General features: G+C 70.7%; 23 protein-coding genes and 1 pseudogene. 8 read left to right on the top strand and 16 right to left on the bottom strand.

Annotation, left to right across the window (positions count from 1 at the left end; all coding sequences use genetic code 11):
* Positions 1 to 7 precede the first annotated feature (7 nt).
* Complete coding sequence (locus ACWD5D_RS28765) at positions 8 to 601, bottom strand: RsiG family protein (protein WP_451375660.1); 594 nt, start codon at positions 599 to 601, stop codon at positions 8 to 10.
* A 160-nt stretch (positions 602 to 761) separates the two neighbouring features.
* Between ACWD5D_RS28765 and dtd the strand changes: the two genes are divergently transcribed.
* Complete coding sequence (gene dtd / locus ACWD5D_RS28760) at positions 762 to 1,187, top strand: D-aminoacyl-tRNA deacylase (protein ID WP_451375659.1); 426 nt, start codon at positions 762 to 764, stop codon at positions 1,185 to 1,187.
* A gap of 82 nt (positions 1,188 to 1,269) precedes the next feature.
* Here dtd and ygfZ read toward each other — a convergent pair whose 3' ends face one another.
* The 4 genes from ygfZ to ACWD5D_RS28740 form a co-directional block, all read right to left on the bottom strand.
* Positions 1,270 to 2,235: a CAF17-like 4Fe-4S cluster assembly/insertion protein YgfZ gene (gene ygfZ / locus ACWD5D_RS28755; protein WP_451375658.1), complete on the bottom strand. Its 966-nt coding sequence runs from the start codon at positions 2,233 to 2,235 to the stop codon at positions 1,270 to 1,272.
* Positions 2,236 to 2,245: 10 nt separating this feature from the next.
* Entirely contained in the window at positions 2,246 to 2,683 is a 438-nt protein-coding gene (locus ACWD5D_RS28750; RefSeq protein ID WP_451375657.1) for a Fur family transcriptional regulator, read from the bottom strand.
* A 28-nt stretch (positions 2,684 to 2,711) separates the two neighbouring features.
* A complete protein-coding gene (locus ACWD5D_RS28745) occupies positions 2,712 to 2,906 on the bottom strand; it encodes a hypothetical protein (RefSeq protein ID WP_451375656.1) in 195 nt (64 codons plus the stop codon).
* Positions 2,907 to 2,999: 93 nt separating this feature from the next.
* Positions 3,000 to 3,575, bottom strand: coding sequence for an FABP family protein (locus ACWD5D_RS28740; RefSeq protein ID WP_451375655.1), 576 nt, complete (start codon positions 3,573 to 3,575; stop codon positions 3,000 to 3,002).
* A gap of 309 nt (positions 3,576 to 3,884) precedes the next feature.
* Between ACWD5D_RS28740 and ACWD5D_RS28735 the strand changes: the two genes are divergently transcribed.
* Positions 3,885 to 4,247 carry a DsrE family protein gene (locus tag ACWD5D_RS28735; protein ID WP_451375654.1) on the top strand — a complete coding sequence of 121 codons (363 nt, stop codon included), beginning with the start codon at positions 3,885 to 3,887 and terminating at the stop codon, positions 4,245 to 4,247.
* 54 nt (positions 4,248 to 4,301) lie between these two features.
* On the opposite strand, the gene ACWD5D_RS28730 is transcribed toward ACWD5D_RS28735, so the two are convergent.
* Together ACWD5D_RS28730 and ACWD5D_RS28725 are read right to left on the bottom strand one after the other, a co-directional pair.
* A complete protein-coding gene (locus tag ACWD5D_RS28730) occupies positions 4,302 to 5,066 on the bottom strand; it encodes a glucose 1-dehydrogenase (RefSeq protein ID WP_451375653.1) in 765 nt (254 codons plus the stop codon).
* A gap of 41 nt (positions 5,067 to 5,107) precedes the next feature.
* On the bottom strand, positions 5,108 to 5,893 hold the full coding sequence (locus tag ACWD5D_RS28725) for an SDR family NAD(P)-dependent oxidoreductase (RefSeq protein ID WP_451375652.1): 786 nt from the start codon (positions 5,891 to 5,893) through the stop codon (positions 5,108 to 5,110).
* Between the two features lie 162 nt (positions 5,894 to 6,055).
* Between ACWD5D_RS28725 and ACWD5D_RS28720 the strand changes: the two genes are divergently transcribed.
* On the top strand, positions 6,056 to 6,712 hold the full coding sequence (locus ACWD5D_RS28720; protein ID WP_451375651.1) for a TetR family transcriptional regulator: 657 nt from the start codon (positions 6,056 to 6,058) through the stop codon (positions 6,710 to 6,712).
* A gap of 50 nt (positions 6,713 to 6,762) precedes the next feature.
* Here the strand turns inward: ACWD5D_RS28720 and ACWD5D_RS28715 are convergent, their stop codons facing one another.
* The 6 genes from ACWD5D_RS28715 to ACWD5D_RS28690 form a co-directional block, all read right to left on the bottom strand.
* A complete protein-coding gene (locus ACWD5D_RS28715; protein ID WP_451375650.1) occupies positions 6,763 to 7,029 on the bottom strand; it encodes a DUF3099 domain-containing protein in 267 nt (88 codons plus the stop codon).
* Positions 7,030 to 7,142: 113 nt separating this feature from the next.
* Positions 7,143 to 7,430, bottom strand: coding sequence for a DUF1416 domain-containing protein (locus tag ACWD5D_RS28710; RefSeq protein WP_010351646.1), 288 nt, complete (start codon positions 7,428 to 7,430; stop codon positions 7,143 to 7,145).
* A gap of 45 nt (positions 7,431 to 7,475) precedes the next feature.
* Entirely contained in the window at positions 7,476 to 8,321 is an 846-nt protein-coding gene (locus ACWD5D_RS28705) for a sulfurtransferase (RefSeq protein ID WP_451375649.1), read from the bottom strand.
* Positions 8,322 to 8,452: 131 nt separating this feature from the next.
* Positions 8,453 to 8,533 (bottom strand): Ms5788A family Cys-rich leader peptide, encoded by an 81-nt coding sequence (locus tag ACWD5D_RS28700; RefSeq protein WP_350751515.1) that lies wholly within the window; start codon positions 8,531 to 8,533, stop codon positions 8,453 to 8,455.
* Between the two features lie 258 nt (positions 8,534 to 8,791).
* Positions 8,792 to 9,529, bottom strand: coding sequence for an LmeA family phospholipid-binding protein (locus ACWD5D_RS28695; protein WP_451375648.1), 738 nt, complete (start codon positions 9,527 to 9,529; stop codon positions 8,792 to 8,794).
* Positions 9,530 to 9,789: 260 nt separating this feature from the next.
* The gene (locus ACWD5D_RS28690) at positions 9,790 to 10,191 is read right to left on the bottom strand and encodes a hypothetical protein (RefSeq protein WP_451375647.1); all 402 of its coding nucleotides are present in this window, start codon (positions 10,189 to 10,191) and stop codon (positions 9,790 to 9,792) included.
* Between the two features lie 169 nt (positions 10,192 to 10,360).
* Between ACWD5D_RS28690 and ACWD5D_RS28685 the strand changes: the two genes are divergently transcribed.
* From ACWD5D_RS28685 to ACWD5D_RS28675, 3 genes and pseudogenes are all read left to right on the top strand, one after another.
* Complete coding sequence (locus ACWD5D_RS28685) at positions 10,361 to 11,203, top strand: helix-turn-helix domain-containing protein (protein ID WP_451375646.1); 843 nt, start codon at positions 10,361 to 10,363, stop codon at positions 11,201 to 11,203.
* A pseudogene (locus ACWD5D_RS28680) lies at positions 11,185 to 11,265 on the top strand (DUF397 domain-containing protein); the annotation flags it as partial. The gene ACWD5D_RS28685 and the pseudogene ACWD5D_RS28680, both read left to right, overlap by 19 nt.
* The gene (locus ACWD5D_RS28675; protein ID WP_451375748.1) at positions 11,257 to 11,628 is read left to right on the top strand and encodes a DUF397 domain-containing protein; all 372 of its coding nucleotides are present in this window, start codon (positions 11,257 to 11,259) and stop codon (positions 11,626 to 11,628) included. The pseudogene ACWD5D_RS28680 and the gene ACWD5D_RS28675, both read left to right, overlap by 9 nt.
* Here the strand turns inward: ACWD5D_RS28675 and ACWD5D_RS28670 are convergent.
* The 3 genes from ACWD5D_RS28670 to ACWD5D_RS28660 all read right to left on the bottom strand — a co-directional run bounded on the left by ACWD5D_RS28670 (position 11,625) and on the right by ACWD5D_RS28660 (position 13,985).
* Positions 11,625 to 12,800 carry a hypothetical protein gene (locus ACWD5D_RS28670; RefSeq protein ID WP_451375645.1) on the bottom strand — a complete coding sequence of 392 codons (1,176 nt, stop codon included), beginning with the start codon at positions 12,798 to 12,800 and terminating at the stop codon, positions 11,625 to 11,627. The two genes, ACWD5D_RS28675 and ACWD5D_RS28670, sit on opposite strands and share 4 nt — an antisense overlap.
* A gap of 4 nt (positions 12,801 to 12,804) precedes the next feature.
* On the bottom strand, positions 12,805 to 13,059 hold the full coding sequence (locus ACWD5D_RS28665; RefSeq protein WP_451375644.1) for a MoaD/ThiS family protein: 255 nt from the start codon (positions 13,057 to 13,059) through the stop codon (positions 12,805 to 12,807).
* A gap of 74 nt (positions 13,060 to 13,133) precedes the next feature.
* A complete protein-coding gene (locus ACWD5D_RS28660) occupies positions 13,134 to 13,985 on the bottom strand; it encodes an alpha/beta hydrolase (RefSeq protein ID WP_451375643.1) in 852 nt (283 codons plus the stop codon).
* A 163-nt stretch (positions 13,986 to 14,148) separates the two neighbouring features.
* Here ACWD5D_RS28660 and ACWD5D_RS28655 point away from each other — a divergent pair, with 163 nt between their 5' ends.
* Positions 14,149 to 14,928: a winged helix-turn-helix transcriptional regulator gene (locus ACWD5D_RS28655; protein ID WP_451375642.1), complete on the top strand. Its 780-nt coding sequence runs from the start codon at positions 14,149 to 14,151 to the stop codon at positions 14,926 to 14,928.
* A 95-nt stretch (positions 14,929 to 15,023) separates the two neighbouring features.
* Positions 15,024 to 16,049: a LacI family DNA-binding transcriptional regulator gene (locus tag ACWD5D_RS28650; RefSeq protein ID WP_451375641.1), complete on the top strand. Its 1,026-nt coding sequence runs from the start codon at positions 15,024 to 15,026 to the stop codon at positions 16,047 to 16,049.
* Positions 16,050 to 16,118: the final 69 nt, after the last annotated feature.

Here is a 16,118-nt window from a genome sequence, read left to right as displayed (position 1 = left end):
CCCCGCGTCAGGTCAGCAGGTCGTCCACCTGTGCCTCGCCCACCCGGTAGCGGCGGGCGATCTCCCCGCTGCAGTCGTCGGCGGTGCGCTGCAGGTGGTGGCGGTGGTGGGAGATCTCCTGCTCGTAGCGGACCAGGCGGCCCATGGCGGTGCTGAGTTCGAGGTCGGTGCGCGCCTGGAGGTCCGAGAGCTCGACCTCGGCGAGCATCTCCGCGGCCAGCTGCCCGTACTCCTCGTTGTGCGGCGTGCCGAGGGTGACGTGGCGGGCCGAGGAACGCTGCCGGGCCGGGGCGTCGGTGAGGATCTCCGAGAGCCGCTCCACCACGGAGGCGTCCGCCGGGGCCGGCACGGACGCCCTGCCGCGCCGGGCCAGTTCCGCGCGCAGGATGTCGATACGGCCCTGCAGCAGCCGCCGTACATAGCTGAGGTCCGCCTCGTCGCGCTGGGCGTCGCGGCGCAGGACACGCAGTTCGGGCAGGCTCAGCCGGGCCAGGTCGGGCTCGGCCGGCTCCGCGGGCAGCGACGGGCCGGACACGGTGTCGCCGCGCTGCGCGGGCGCTCGGTGCGTGATCGGCCGCCCGCTGGTGCTCGGTGTGCTCATGTGCTTGTGACCGTCCCCTCGACCGGCGTGTGTCAGCATCGTGCCACCCCAAGTGGCCGCTATGTGACCGAGTGCCCCCGAACAGCCCCAGATGGACGGTTAAGGTTCAATAATGAGGCCGCCTGCGGCGATGGGTGGGGCAACCGGCATGATGGGGCGCATGCGAGCGGTGGTGCAGAGGGTCGACGGGGCCGATGTGGTCGTGGACGGCGAGACCGTGGGAGCGATCGAGGGCGAGGGGTTGTGCGTCCTGGTCGGGGTGACGCACGACGACACCAAGGAGAAGGCGGCCCGACTGGCCCGCAAGCTCTGGTCGATCCGGATGCTGCAGGACGAGAAGTCGTGCAGCGACATCGACGCCCCGCTGCTCGTCATCAGCCAGTTCACCCTCTACGGCGACGCCCGCAAGGGCCGCCGGCCGACCTGGAACGCGGCCGCCCCCGGCGACGTCGCCGAGCCCCTGGTGAACGAGGTGGTCGCCCGACTGCGAACCCTGGGCGCCACCGTGGCCACGGGCCGCTTCGGCGCCCGGATGAGGGTGTCCCTGACGAACGACGGCCCTTTCACGGTGCTGCTGGAGATCTAGGCGCCGGGTGCTGCGGCCACGACACACCCGCAGCCGGAAGCGCGCCGCGGCCCAACGGCGAGACCCCGTACAGCCACGGCAACTACGGCGCGACCACGACCTCCTGCGCCGCCGCCGTCTCTCCGGCCAGGAGCCTCGCGTCGAGGGGCACGTTCCGCTTGACCAGGGCGAGGGCGATCGGGCCCAGTTCGTGGTGGCGTACGGACGTCGTCACGAAGCCGATCTTCCGGCCGTCGGGACCCTCGTCCGCGACACGGACCTCGGTCCCGTGCACCGGCAGGTGCACATCGCTGCCGTCCAGGTGCAGGAAGACCAGCCGGCGCGGAGGCTTGCCCAGGTTCTGGACGCGGGCCACCGTCTCCTGGCCGCGGTAGCACCCCTTCTGCAGATGCACCGCCGTGCCGATCCAGCCCAGCTCGTGCGGGATCGTGCGGTGGTCGGTCTCGAAGCCGAGCCGGGGCCGGTGGTGCTCGACCCGCAGCGCCTCGTGGGCCAGCAGACCGGCCGCCGGACCCGCCGTCGCGGCGAAGGACTCCAGGTCCGCGCGCGGCAGGAAGAGATCACGGCCGTACGCCGTCTCGCGCACGACGACGCCCTCGGGCACCTCGGCGATCGACCCCGCCGGCAGGCTGACGACCGCGAAGTCGGCCGTACGGTCGGCGACCTCGACGCGGTAGAAGAACTTCATCGACTCCAGGTACGCGATCAGCGCCTCCTGGGTGCCGGGCTCCACGTGGGCCCAGACGGTCGTGCCGTCGTCCACCAGGTAGAGGGCGTGCTCGATGTGCCCGTGCGCGGAGAGGATCAGCGCCTCGGTGGCCTCGCCCACGGGCAGATCGCTGACGTGCTGGGTGAGCAGCAGGTGCAGCCAGGCGAGGCGGTCCTCGCCGGTGACGGCGACGACACCGCGGTGCGAGAGGTCGACGAATCCGGTGCCGTCGGCGAGGGCACGCTGTTCGCGGAACAGGTCGCCGTAGTGGGCGGCGACGCCTTCGTCCACGCCCTCGGCGGGGACGGCGCCGGGCAGGGACAGCAGAGGACTCTTCATACCGGCAAGACTACGACGTGGTACTTGAACCCTTCGGCGAGCAGTCCTTGCACCGGCCGAAGAGCGCGAAGTGCTTCATGTCGGTGTCGAAACCGAACTGCTCGCGCAGCTTGGCCGTGAAGTCGGCGGCCACCGCCACGTCGGCCTCGATGACGTTCTCACAGTCCCGGCACACCAGGTGGAGGTGGTGGTGGCGGTCGGCGAGGTGGTAGGTGGGCGCACCGTGCCCGAGGTGGGCGTGGCTGACCAGGCCCAGTTCCTCCAGCAGCTCAAGCGTCCGGTAGACGGTGGAGATGTTGACCCCCGACGCCGTCTTGCGCACCTCCACGAGGATGTCGTCGGGGGTCGCGTGCTCAAGGGTGTCCACGGCTTCGAGGACAAGCTGTCGCTGCGGCGTCAGCCGGTAGCCGCGCTGCCTGAGGTCGCTCTTCCAGTCGGTGCTCACCACACCGGAAAGTCTAGGTCCGCCCGGCCGCTCACGGCATCGTCCGGCCCACCCAGCCCCCGGTGAGGTTCTGCACGGCCGAACCGTCGAGGTCGGAGAGCTTGGTGCCGACGAAGTCAAGGGCCCAGTCGGAGGTCTGCGTCCGCAGCGGCGGACGCTCGGCGCTCAGCGCCTCGACGACCGGGACATCCAGGATCTCGAGCGGGTGTGGCGGAAGCTGAAGCAAAGGCCCGCCTGAGGCGGGCCCGAGCACTGCGTATGCCAGCTCGAAGCAGGCGGGACCGCCTGCTTCGAGAACGCCTACTTGAAGCGAGAACGCCTACTTGAAGAAGGCGATGCCGTCGTCCGGCATGTCGTCCGGGAGGGCCTTGGCCCAGCGTTCGACGTCCTCCGGGGTGACGGCCTTCTTCAGCTGGGCCGACATGTAGGGGCGCAGCTCGACCTCGGGGGTCTGCTTCTCGCCGACCCACATCAGGTCGCCCTTGACGTAGCCGTACAGGCGCTTGCCGCCGCTGTAGGGACGGGCGTCGGGGAGGTGCGCCATCGTGTCTGTGGCAAGGTCGATCTGCGGCTTCTGGTCGGCCATCTCGCCGTACCAGATCTCCACCGTGCCGTCGTCACGGGTCGTCGTGACCTCGACCTTGCGGTCGGGGCCGATCCGCCAGTAGCCCGACTCCGACTCCAGCGGGCGCACCTTGTTGCCGTCCTTGTCCAGGACCCAGGTGTGGGAGTGGTACTCCAGGAAGTCCCGGCCGTCGTGGGAGAAGGAGACCTCCTGCCCGAAGTTGCACTTCTCCGCGCCGGGGAAGTCGTGGACACCCGCGCCGACCCAGTCGCCCAGCAGAAAGGCGAGGGGCACGAGGTCCTTGTGCAGGTCTGACGGGATCTCGATCATGAGCGGCCGTTCCTGGTGTGGTCCTTGAGGGGGTTCAGCGCTGGCCCTGGTACAGCTTCTTCACGGTCAGTCCGGCGAAGGCGATGACGCCGACGCAGACCAGGACCAGCAGGGTTTCGAAGAAGATCTCCACGGGTGCTCCTTGAGCGAGGGTGGGCGTACACGTACACAGAGCCGGGGCTCAGCTTACGCGGCCCGGTCCGCACTCTCCCGGTGAGGTGGGCCCGTACCGGGGCTCCTCCGGCCGGGACGGCTCAGCGGCCTGCGTCCGCGCGGCCGACGCCGGCGGCGAGGGCTTACGCTTCCGGCATGGCGAAGAAGCTCGTGATCAAGGTGACGGCCGGGGCGGACGCCCCCGAGCGCTGCTCGCAGGCGTTCACGGTGGCGGCGGTGGCCGTCGCCAGCGGGGTGGAGGTCTCTCTGTGGCTGACCGGCGAGTCGTCCTGGTTCGCGCTGCCGGGCCGGGCCGCCGAGTTCGAGCTGCCGCACGCGGCACCGCTGCCCGATCTGATCGAGTCGATCCTCGCCGCGGGCCGCATCACGCTGTGCACGCAGTGCGCGGCGCGCCGCGAGATCACGGAGAAGGACGTCATCGACGGGGTACGGATCGCCGGCGCCCAGGTCTTCGTCCAGGAAGCCGTGGCGGACGAGACCCAGGCGCTCGTCTACTGACGACGTCCGGGCGCTCGCCCGCCGAGCCGTACGGCGCCGGTCACCGGCGCGACCTCACTGGCCCATGACGTACTTGATCGTCGGGCCGGTGGTCCAGCCGCCGTCCACGGCCAGTTCCGCGCCGGTGACGTAGGACGCGGCGTCGGAGAGCAGGAAGACGACCGCGCCCGCGATCTCGTGCGGCTCGCCGACCCGGCCCATGGGCGTGTTCGGGTACTTGCCCTCACCCTTCTCGATGCCGACGGCCGCCGTCATCGGGGTGTACGTCATCCCCGGGTGCACGGAGTTGACGCGGATGCGGGACGTCCCCTGCTCCACGGCGCCGATCTTCGTGAGCCCGCGCACGCCCCACTTGGAGGCGCCGTATCCGGCGGTGAGGGCGAGGCCCATCAGGCCGGCCGCGGAGGAGATGTTGACGATCGAGCCGCCGCCGTTCTCCTTCATCGCGGGGATCACGGTCTTCATGCCGATGAAGACGCCCGTGAGGTTGATGTCGAGCACCTTGCGGAAGTGCTCGACGGACTCCGCCTCCAGGAACTGGCCGGTCGAGATGCCGGCGTTGTTCACGAGGCCGTGCAGGGAGCCGAACTCGGCGACGGCGAAGTCGGCGACGCGCTGCCAGTCCTGCTCCGAGGTGACGTCGTGGTGCAGGAAGCGGGCGGCCTTGCCGAGTTCGGCGGCGGTGGCCTCGCCCTCCTCGTCCAGGACGTCGGTGATCACCACGTTCGCTCCGGCGGCGACCGCCTGACGGGCGGCTTCCGCGCCGAGGCCGCGGGCGCCGCCGGTGATGATGACGGTCTTGCCGGTCAGGTCGTGCATGTCTGTGCTCCTGTTGCTCTTGCTGAGGCTGCCCGGCCCACTCAGAAGTGGGTGCCGCCGTCGATCCGGACCTCGGTGCCGGTGATGAACCTGCCGTCGTCCGAGGCGAGCATCGCGACGACGGACGCCACCGTCTCCGGGCCGGCGAAGCCCTGGCCGAGAGCGGGCGCAAGCTTCATGAACAGGCTCATGTCGGCGTCCGCGGGCAGGCCGGGACCGGCGCTCTGGCCGCTGGCACCGCTGCCGTCCGTCATGCCGGAGGAGATGGAGCCCGGCTGGACGGCGGTGAAGCGGATGCCCTGCTTGGCGTACTCGGCCGCGAGCGCGTGGGTCATGGACTGGATGCCGCCCTTGCTCGCCGCGTAGGCCGCCATGTAGGGGTGCGCGAACATCGCGGAGGTCGAGCTGAAGTTGACGACCGCCGCGCCGTTGCCCTGGAGCAGCGCCGGGATCGACTCGCGGATCATCAGGAACGTGCCGACGAGGTTCACCTGGAGGATGCGGTTGAACTCGTCGAGACCGGTCTCGTGGGTGTGCGACGAGCGCAGGATGCCGGCCGCGTTGACCAGCACGTCCAGCCCGCCGAGCGCCTGGACGGCGGCGGCGACGCCACCCCGCACCGAGGTCTCGTCGGCGATGTCGACGACGAGCGTGGTGAGGCGGTCCGCGTGCGCGGCGGCCTTCTCGACGGTGTCGGCGAGGCCCCGCTCGCTGACGTCCACGGCGACGACCGAGCCGCCCTCCTCGAGCATGCGCAGCACGGTGGCCTGGCCGATGCCGGAGCCGGCGCCGGTGACCAGGGCGCGACGGCCTTCGTAGCGGTTCATGTGTTTCTCCAACCCGGCCTGTCGCTGTTCGACCCGGCCCGAATGGCGCCGGTTTCTCTCACGTCAGGCGCCTCGACGCCATTTCACGTTACGCCTGAGTGGCACGGTTTGCCACCCCGTCACGGCGTGCCGCACTCCGGTCGCAAGCCGTACGCTTCTGGGGTGAGCACCGAGCCGTCGTCCCCGTCCCTGACCGAGCGCCGCAAGGCCGCCACCCAGCTCGACATCGCGCACGCGGCGGCCGAGCTGTTCGCCACGCGGGGCCCGGACGGCACGACCGCCGAGGAGATCGCCCACCGCGCGGGCATCGCGCTGCGCACCTTCTACCGGTACTTCCGCTCCAAGCAGGACGCGGTCAGCCCGCTGCTCACGGTCGGCGGCGACCGCTGGCGTGCGCTGCTGGAGGCGACGGAGCCGGGCACCCCGCTGGGCCGGGCGCTGGAGAGCGCGGTCCAGCAGGCGCTGGCCACGCCGGACGCGGAGTCGGTCGAGGCGCTGCTGCGCACGCGCGGGCTGCTGCGGGCCATCGCCGGTGACGTCGCGCTGCGCGCGGTCTGGTACCGGGTGAACCAGGACTCCGAGGAACGGCTCGTCCCGGTGATCGCCCGGCTCGCGGGCGAGGGGGCCGACCCCCTGGAGGTGCGGCTCGTCGCCGCGGCCGCCACCGACGCCATCCGGATCGCCCTGGAGACCTGGGCCGGCAACGAGGCCGGGGTGACGGGACCGGGCTCACCGGCGGACCTGGCGGTCCGCTGCCTGCGTCAACTCATCGGCGGAATGGGGCCGTTGACGGAACGTGCCAGAGAAGGCGGGCACTGAGCGCCCGGAGCACGGCTGCTACCTGGGGGTCGCTACCTGGTGGGGGGCCGCTACCTGGTGGGCGGCTTCTTCTTGCCGTCCAGCTCGTCCCACCACTCGTCGGACTGCGGATCACCGGAGGGGTCGTCCCACCACCGGTCGTCTGGCCCCCGCCGATTGGCGACCATCGCCGCCACGGGCGGGATGAGCATGGCCACCACACACAGCCCGACCGCCGCCGGAACCGACCAGATCCGCACGACGGCCCACGCCAGGACGAAGAGGAAGATGCAGGTCCCCATCATGGCGAAGTAGAGGTGCCTACGCCGCGCGTACATGATTCCAGGGTAGGCCGCATACGCCCTGGCGCGAGGGGGCCGCACAGGCCGAAGGGCCGCACCCCAGGAGTCCAACCCGGGGGGTGCGGCCCTTCTGCCGGTGCTGAGGTTCCTCAGACCGCGATCGCGACCTCGGCGAGGCCACCCTGCTGGGCGACGACCGTGCGGTCGGCGGTGGCGCCGGGGACGAGGGCGCGAACGGTCCAGGTGCCCTCGGCGGCGTAGAAACGGAACTGACCCGTGGCGGAGGTGGGAACCTCCGCGGTGAACTCGCCGGTCGAGTCCAGCAGACGGACGTAGCCCGTCACCGGCTCGCCGTCGCGGGTCACCTGACCCTGGATGGTGGTCTCACCGGGCTTGATCGTCGAGGCGTCGGGGCCGCCGGCCTTCGCTCCACACATGTCTTTCTCCGTAAGGGGGTCTGACCAGAAGGTCGGTCGGTGGGATTACTTGTTGGCGCCGAGCTCGATCGGCACGCCGACGAGGGAGCCGTACTCGGTCCAGGAGCCGTCGTAGTTCTTGACGTTCTCCACGCCCAGCAGCTCGTGCAGGACGAACCAGGTCAGGGCCGAGCGCTCACCGATGCGGCAGTAGGCGATCGTGTCCTTGGCGAGGTCCACCTGCTCGTCGGCGTAGAGGGCCTTCAGGTCCTCGTCCGACTTGAAGGTGCCGTCGTCGTTGGCGTTCTTGGACCACGGGATGTTGCGGGCGCTCGGGACGTGACCCGGGCGCTGCGACTGCTCCTGCGGGAGGTGGGCGGGGGCGAGCAGCTTGCCGGAGAACTCGTCGGGCGAGCGGACGTCGACCAGGTTCTGCGTGCCGATCGCGGCGACGACCTCGTCGCGGAAGGCGCGGATCGAGGTGTCCTGCGCCTTGGCCTTGTAGTCGGTCGCGGCGCGCTCGGGCACGTCGGCGCCGTCGACCAGCTCGCGGGCGTCCAGCTCCCACTTCTTGCGGCCGCCGTCGAGGAGCTTGACGTTCTCGTGGCCGTACAGCTTGAAGTACCAGTACGCGTAGGAGGCGAACCAGTTGTTGTTGCCGCCGTAGAGGACCACGAGGGTGTCGTTGGCGATGCCCTTCTTCGACAGGAGCTTCTCGAAGCCGTCCTGGTCGACGAAGTCACGACGGACCGGGTCCTGGAGGTCCTTGGTCCAGTCGATGCGGATCGCGTTCTTGATGTGGTTCTTCTCGTAGGCGGACGTGTCCTCGTCCACCTCGACGATCGCGATGTTCGGGTCGTCCAGGCGGGCCTCGACCCAGTCGGCGTCTACGAGGACGTCGCTGCGGCTCATGCTCTTTCTCCTCCGGGGCAGGTGCGGCGGGGCGTGCGAGTGCGTACGGGTGCGGCTCCGGTTTCGTCCGGAGGCGCACGGGTGCCCTTCGAGCAGGGCAGGGGTGAGACGCGGAAGTCGGGGACTTACGCTCAGAAGGGGCGACAGAGCATGGCGGCAACGCGGCACAGGTCCACTGCCCGCCGCTTCGTGAGATCCGCCTGTCGCTTCATGGGCTCGATCGTAGGGACGTACGGGCGGGCATGTCACCGGCGTGTCGAATCCTGAGACACGATCGTCCGTATAGCGGGATGAAGAAAGCGCCCGGGGCCGCGTTCCGGGGCCTCCTGGCGCTCGTGGCGCTCATCGCATCTGCGGTGCGGACGGAGACGTCTCGCCTGTCGGACGCCGGGCGTCTCGCGCCGCCGCCGGACCCCTGCCCGGCGGCGTCCGTCCGCTCCCTGTCCGCTCGTCCGTCCCGCGCGCTGGTCCTACCCGGCCAGCTTGACGTCCGAACCCTTCACGGTGATCTCGACGCCGTCCTGCGCGGCCTGCACCTTGTCGATCTTGATGCCGCCGGGCAGCCGGTCGATGACCTGCTGGAAGTCGATGACCTGACGGATACGGCTCTCGGCGATCGCGGCGACACCCAGCTCGGGCAGGTTGTCGGCGCGCACCTGGACCTTGTCGTCCACGACGGACACCGAGCTGAGCACGGACACGGTCCGCTTGATACCGAGGGACGAGACGGTGCCCTCCACCGAGACCTTGATCTTGCCGTTGCCGCCGTCGGAGAGGCCGACGATCCGGGCCAGGATCCCGGGGGCGACCTCGGTCGGCTCGGACCTGGCGGCCTTCAGCAGCTCCGTGTACGAGATCGTCGCGGTGCCCGTGGCGGAGCCGGCGGTGGCGGAGCTGTAGTCGCCGGAGAAGGAGACGCCCTTCATGTCGGCCTTCAGGTCGTCGATGCGGATGGTCCTGCCCCCGTTGCCGGTGGCCGCCTCGTAGTCCTTGATGCCGATCTGCACGTCGTCCAGCGAGCCGCCGGCGAGCTGGGTGAGGAACGGGAAGCCCTTGATGTCCACGTCCGGCGTCGAGGCGAGGTTCTCCGTCGCCTTGACCTTGTCCGCGACCTTTTCCTCGGCGAGGTGCACTGCCACCCGGTCGGCGATCACGAAGAGCCCGCCCAGGATCACGACGATGATCAGGATTATTCGCAGGGCGCGCATGGTGTGAGTGTCCCCCGGGTCGGCGGTGATGGTCGCTCATCGCCACGGTAACCCTGCGGGGCCCGGCCGGGCGGGATTTGTGGATCACCCGTGACAGAGGGAGGGAACACGGGTGGGGGCGCGCGGCGGCAGGCCGGGACGGAACGGCGGGATCGCGTATCCGGGGTCGAGCGGAGCGGACTCCGGCCGTGCGGCATGCCGCTGCCGCCGGCACTCCTCGTACGGCAGCCCCTGGCCGCCCCTCTTGCCAGGTCCGCCCCTCATGCCCGGTGCTCCCGCCGCTGGTGCTGCCGCAGCAGGACGTTGGCGTCGGTCTCGGCGCTGCGGTCGTGCGCCGAGACCGCGTCCTCCCGCAGCCCCGCCAGTTCCGCGCAGGTCCCGCAGTCCGGCACGGGACGCGGCGGGCGGCTGATGTCGTCCAGCGACGGCGGCAGCGCGGGCTGCGTCCGAGTCCGCTGGTTGGCCGCCCGCACGCTCTCGCCGAGCCGCTCCCGGTCCGTGGCCGGGCGCAGCGCCTCGGGGTCGGCCTGCCACTCCCGCCCGCCGCCGACCGGGCGCAGCATCACGTACGGGCCCGCCTTGTCCTGGTACTCCCCCACCTTGCCGGTGGCGGTGTCGTAGAAGAGTGATCCGCTCTCGTCGGGCCCCAACTTCGCCGTCATATCGCCCGGTTCCTTTCCGTGAACGCCTGAGCGCAGCGCAAACATGGGACTACGCTGCGTGTTCGGCTGCGTGCTACGAGCATGGCGCAACGAAGGCGCGAAAAGGTTGTTGAGCGGCCCAAATTCAACGCTTGGCGTGCCAAATTCAACAAATTCAACAGGAGCGGCGATGCCACAGAGGCTGGTGATCACGGGACGCAGCCAGGACCCCAGGGAGCGGTTCACCGAGGAGCTGCGGCGCCTGAGAACCGAACGCGGCCTCAGTCTGCGGGACCTCGCCAAGGAGGTGGGCTGGGACGCGTCCCAGTTCAGCAAGATGGAGAGCGGCCGGACCCTGGGCGGCCCGGAGATCGTGCAGGCGCTGGACCAGTACTACGGCACACCTGGGCTGTTGGTGACCCTGTGGGAACTGGCGGTGGCCGATCCGACACAGTTCAAGGAGCAGTACCGGCGGTACATGATCCTGGAGTCGGAGGCGATGAGCCTGTGGCACTACGGGGTCAGCGTCCTGCCTGGTCTGTTGCAAACCGACGGCTACGCCCGTGAGGTGCTCGCACTGGGTGGGGCCAAGGGCGACAAGCTGGACCAGCAGGTCGAAGCGCGCACCGGACGACGGAAGTTGCTGGAGGGTGACGACCCCCCGCCATTTCGGGCCCTCCTGGCCGAGGCGGTACTACGGACCCCGCTGCAGGAGGCGAGCGAGTGGCGGCGACAGCTGGAGCACCTGTTGGAGGTATCGCAGTGGCCGCACGTCACGATCCAGGTGCTGCCACAACAGGCTGGCTTACATGGCCTCGTGAGCACGGCCGTGATGTTCCTACGGCTCCTCGACGGACGAGCGGTGGCGTACACAGAGAACGCCCTTCGAGGTGAACTGGTGGAGGAATACGGGTCTGTTGAGCGAATGCACCGTGCGTACGATGCGATGCGCGACCTGGCACTGAACCCGGCCGAGTCGCGGAAGGTCATCCTGCAGACGTTGGAGGAAGTGCCGTGCGAGCCATCGATCTGAGTAACGTGACGTGGCGCAAGAGCAGCTACAGCAATCCGGACGGCGGGGAGTGCATCGAGGTCTCCGACGACCTTCTGAACGCCGCCTCCTGGCACAGGAGCAGCCACAGCAACTCCGACGGCGGCCAGTGCGTCGAGGTGTCCGAAGACTTCCTGGATGCCGCCTCCTGGCAGAAGAGCAGCTACAGCAACACGGACGGCGGCGCCTGCGTCGAAGTCTCCGGCGACTTTCTGGACGCCGCCTCCTGGCAGAAGAGCAGCTACAGCAACTCGGACGGCGGCAACTGCATCGAGGTCGGGCACGACATCCCCTCCGTCGTTCCCGTCCGGGACAGCAAAGACCCCGCCCGGGGAGCCCTCGTCTTCCCTGTCGGGAGCTGGGCCGCCTTCGTGGACGGGGTCGTCAAGCGTGAGGGTGCCTTCTAGCCGAGCGCGCGGCCGAGGACCCACACCACCGGGGCCGCCGCCGCGAGCGGCAGGGCGACACCGGCGGTGAAGTGGACGAAGCGGGACGGGTAGTCGTACGCGGCGACCCGGTGTCCGATCAGCGCGCAGACCGCCGCCGCCGCGCCGAGCAGCGCGCCCTTCGCGCCCATGCCGGTCATGCCGCCCACGGCGATGCCCGCGCCGGCCGCCGCGAGGACGGACACGGCCACGGAGGCCGGGGTCGGCAGGGGCAGCGCGCGGGCGACGGCCGCGACCGCCACCGCGGCGGCGCCGACCGAGACCGCGTGCGCGTCGGCGCCGAGGTAGCCGGTGGTCACGATCGCGAGGGCCGCCGAGGTGACCGACGCCATCAGGCCGTACATGCGCTCGTCCGGGTCCGCGTGTGAGCGGAGCTGGAGGACCAGGCAGAGCAGGACCCAGACGCCGAGCGTGCCGAGGATCGCGCCGGGCGCGTGCTCGCGTCCGGCGCCGAGGACGGCGGCGTCGGCGGCCAGCGCGCCCAGGAAGGCGAGCGCGATGCCCTGCCGGGCGGGCCACATGCCGTTCAGCCGGAACCAGCCCGCCGCCGTGACGGCCTGGAGCAGCACCAGCGGGACGAGCAGGGCGTAGGTGCCGACGGCGGCGGCGCCGGCCAGCAGCAGCCCGAGGAGCGCGGTGAGCAGCGCGGGCTGCATGCCGGGGTCGATGATCGGCGAGCGGCCCTCCAGCCGCGCCCGCTGGGCGTCGGTGATGCGGGCGTTGCCGGCGAGGGTGGCGGGACCGTAGGCCGGGTCGCCCTCCTCCGCGCCGGACGCGGGCGGGGGCGCGGGGGTGGGAGCGGGTGCGGGTGCGGCTTCCGGCTGCGCCTGCGCGACGCCGGCCGGCACCGCGTACGGCTGCTGCTGGTACTCGTCGTAGGGCGGCAGGTACGCCGTCTCCCCCGCCGGTACCGACGCGTGCGTCTGCGACTCCCACGTCTGGCCCTGCCAGTGCTGCGCCTGGTGCGCCTGCTGCGCGTCGTACCCCGTGTGCGGGTACGGCCCGGCGTGCTGCCCGTAACCGGTCTGCCCGTGACCGGTCTGCCCCTGATCGGGCCACGCCTGCTGCTGATACCCCTGTTGCTGGTGCTGTTGCTGATAGGGGTCGTAGCCCTCGTACGGCTGGTCGCTCAACGCCTCACCCTCCTGCGAACGGCGGGAGCACCTCGACCGTGCCGCCCTCGGCCAGCCGTACCGTCTCATGCGCGCGGGTCCCGACGGGATCACCGTCGATCAGGAAGGAACACCGCTGCAGTACGCGCGTCAGTTCACCGGGGTGTCGCGCGCGCACGGCGGCGAGCGCGTCGGCGAGCGTGGCCGCGTCGTACGGCTCCTCGGCGACCTGGGCCGCGGCCTTGGCGGCGGCCCAGTAGCGGACCGTGACCTTGGGCATCTGGTTCCTCAATCGACGGCGAGAACGACAAACAAGAACGGCGAACAAGAACGACAAAGCTGGATGGTGTCAGGCTAGCCCGCCCGTTCGACCGCCCAGGCCCCGATCCGGTCCAGCAGCGCCTCGTCCGCCGCGTGCTCGGCGTGACCCATCCCACGCTCCAGCCAGAGTTCGCCGTGCTCACCGGCGGCGTCGGCGAGCATCCGGGGGTGGTCGAGGGGGAAGTAGGCGTCGCTGTCGCCGTGGACCACGAGGAGCGGGGTCGGCGCGATGCGTGGGACGGCCTCGACCGGGGAGAGCGGGACGGGGTTCCACTCGCGGTGGTGGATCCGGGTGCGGAAGCCGTAGCGGCCGACCAGGCGGCCCTCGGGCCGGGTGACCATCCAGTGCAGGCGGCGCATGGGGGCGGTGCCCCGGTAGTACCAGCGGGCCGGGGAGCTGACCGAGACGACGGCGTCGACCGTGCCGGGGTGCAGGGCCGCGTGCCGCAGCACCACCGAGCCGCCCATGGAGAAGCCGACGGTCACCACGCGCGCGTACCCGAGGCCGCGGGCCCACTCCACCGCGGCGGTGAGGTCCAGCACCTCTTTGTCGCCGACCGTGGAGCGGCCGCCGGAGGCGCCGTGCCCGCGGAAGGAGAAGGTGACGGCGGCCCCGTAACGGGCCAGCACACCCGCCACCCTTCGAACATGCGGCCGATCCACATCCCCGGTGAAGCCGTGGGCGATCACGAACGCGAGGTCGCCGGAGGGCGTCCGGGAGGCGTCCGGCGCCGTTTCGTATACGACCGTGCCCGGGTTGTATACGGAATCGACCGGGATGCCGTCAGCGGTGTGCAGAAACGTCCGCATAGCAGCAGGTCCGCCCGTCTCGGAGTCCGGACGAACGGTGGAACGTGCCGCATGACCTGCCGGGCGATTGCTCATGTGGGCTATTCTGCTGGGCAGAGGACTCGGGCAGCGCAGCCCCCGGGTCCTTTTGTGCTTTCGTAAGCCTGGTGCACACGACGGGAAACCGCGGGTGTACGGGGCACCCGGGGGCGCAGAGGCAGTTCCGAGTGCTCGCAGGGACCGAGGAGGAACCAGACGTATGAGTTCGCTGCTGCTCCTGACCAACGCCCTCCAGCCGTCGGCGGAAGTGCTCCCCGCGCTCGGCCTTCTGCTGCACAACGTGCGGATCGCCCCGGCCGAGGGGCCCGCTCTCGTCGACACGCCGGGCGCGGACGTCATCCTCGTCGACGGCCGCCGTGACCTCCCGCAGGTGCGCAGCCTGTGCCAGCTGCTGCGCTCGACCGGCCCCGGCTGTCCCCTTCTGCTCGTGGTCACCGAGGGCGGCCTGGCCGCCGTCAGCGCCGACTGGGGCATCGACGACGTGCTCCTCGACACGGCAGGCCCGGCGGAGGTCGAGGCCCGGATCCGGCTCGCCATGGGACGCCAGCAGATCGTCAACGACGACTCCCCCATGGAGATCCGCAACGGCGACCTCTCCGTGGACGAGGCCACCTACTCCGCCAAGCTCAAGGGCCGGGTCCTGGACCTGACCTTCAAGGAGTTCGAGCTGCTCAAGTACCTCGCCCAGCACCCGGGCCGCGTCTTCACCCGCGCCCAGCTGCTGCAGGAGGTGTGGGGCTACGACTACTTCGGCGGCACCCGGACCGTGGACGTGCACGTGCGACGGCTGCGCGCAAAGCTCGGCCCGGAGAACGAGTCGCTGATCGGCACCGTCCGGAACGTCGGTTATCGATTCGTTACGCCCGAGAAGGGCGACCGGTCCGGGGACGACTCCAAGGCCAAGGCGGGCCGGTCAAAGGCGGAAGATGCGGGCGCAACCGCCGCCCTGGACACCTCCGAGGTGCGCGCGGACGCCTAGCCGCCGCCCGGCCGACGTCCGGTCGGGCATTGCCACTGCAATCCACGCCTCGATACGCCCTGCCCACGGCGGATCCATCCGCGTAGACTCCGCGCGTGGCCAAGGTGACTCGGGATGACGTGGCACGGCGCGCTGGGACCTCCACCGCCGTCGTCAGTTATGTCATCAACAACGGACCCCGGCCGGTCGCCCCGGCCACGCGCGAGCGTGTCCTCGCGGCGATCAAGGAACTGGGGTACCGGCCGGACCGTGTCGCCCAGGCGATGGCCTCGCGGCGCACCGACCTCATAGGCCTGATCATCCCGGACGCCCGCCAGCCCTTCTTCGGGGAGATGGCGCACGCGGTCGAGCAGGCCGCCTCCGAGCGCGGAAAGATGGTCCTGGTCGGCAACACCGATTACATCGGTGAACGCGAGGTCCACTATCTGCGCGCGTTCCTCGGCATGCGGGTCTCCGGTCTCATCCTGGTCTCACACGCCCTGAACGACCTGGCCGCCGCCGAGATCGACGCCTGGGACGCCCGGGTGGTGCTGCTGCACGAGCGCCCGGAGGCCATCGACGACGTCGCCGTCGTCACCGACGACCTGGGTGGCGCCCAGCTCGCCGTGCGCCACCTGCTGGAGCACGGGTACGAGTACGTGGCCTGTATGGGCGGTACGGCGGAGACGCCGGCCGTCGGCGACCCCGTCTCCGACCACGTCGAGGGCTGGAAGCGGGCCATGGCGGAGGCCGGCATGCCCACCGAGGGCCGCCTGTTCGAGGCGCCGTACAACCGCTACGACGCCTACCGCGTCGCCCTGGACCTCCTGTCCGGCCCGAACCGGCCGCCGGCGGTCTTCTGCTCCACCGACGACCAGGCGATCGGCCTGCTGCGGGCCGCCCGCGAGCTGCGCATCGACGTGCCGGGCGAGCTGGCGGTGGCCGGGTTCGACGACATCAAGGAGGCGGCGTTCGCCGACCCGCCGCTGACCACGGTCGCCTCGGACCGCTCGGCGATGGCCCGCGCGGCCGTCGATCTGGTGCTGGACGACGGGCTGCGGGTGGTGGGCTCGCGGCGCGAGCGCCTGAAGACGTTCCCGTCCAGACTGGTGGTCCGCAGCAGCTGCGGCTGCGAGGGCTGAGCCCGGCGTCACGGGGGCGTCGAGCCCGGCGTCACGGGGGCGTCGAGCCCTTGATGAAGGGCGGATGAG

This window comes from Streptomyces sp. NPDC002520 (genome assembly GCF_053595235.1).
This window is presented reverse-complemented; position numbering and strand designations above follow the sequence as displayed.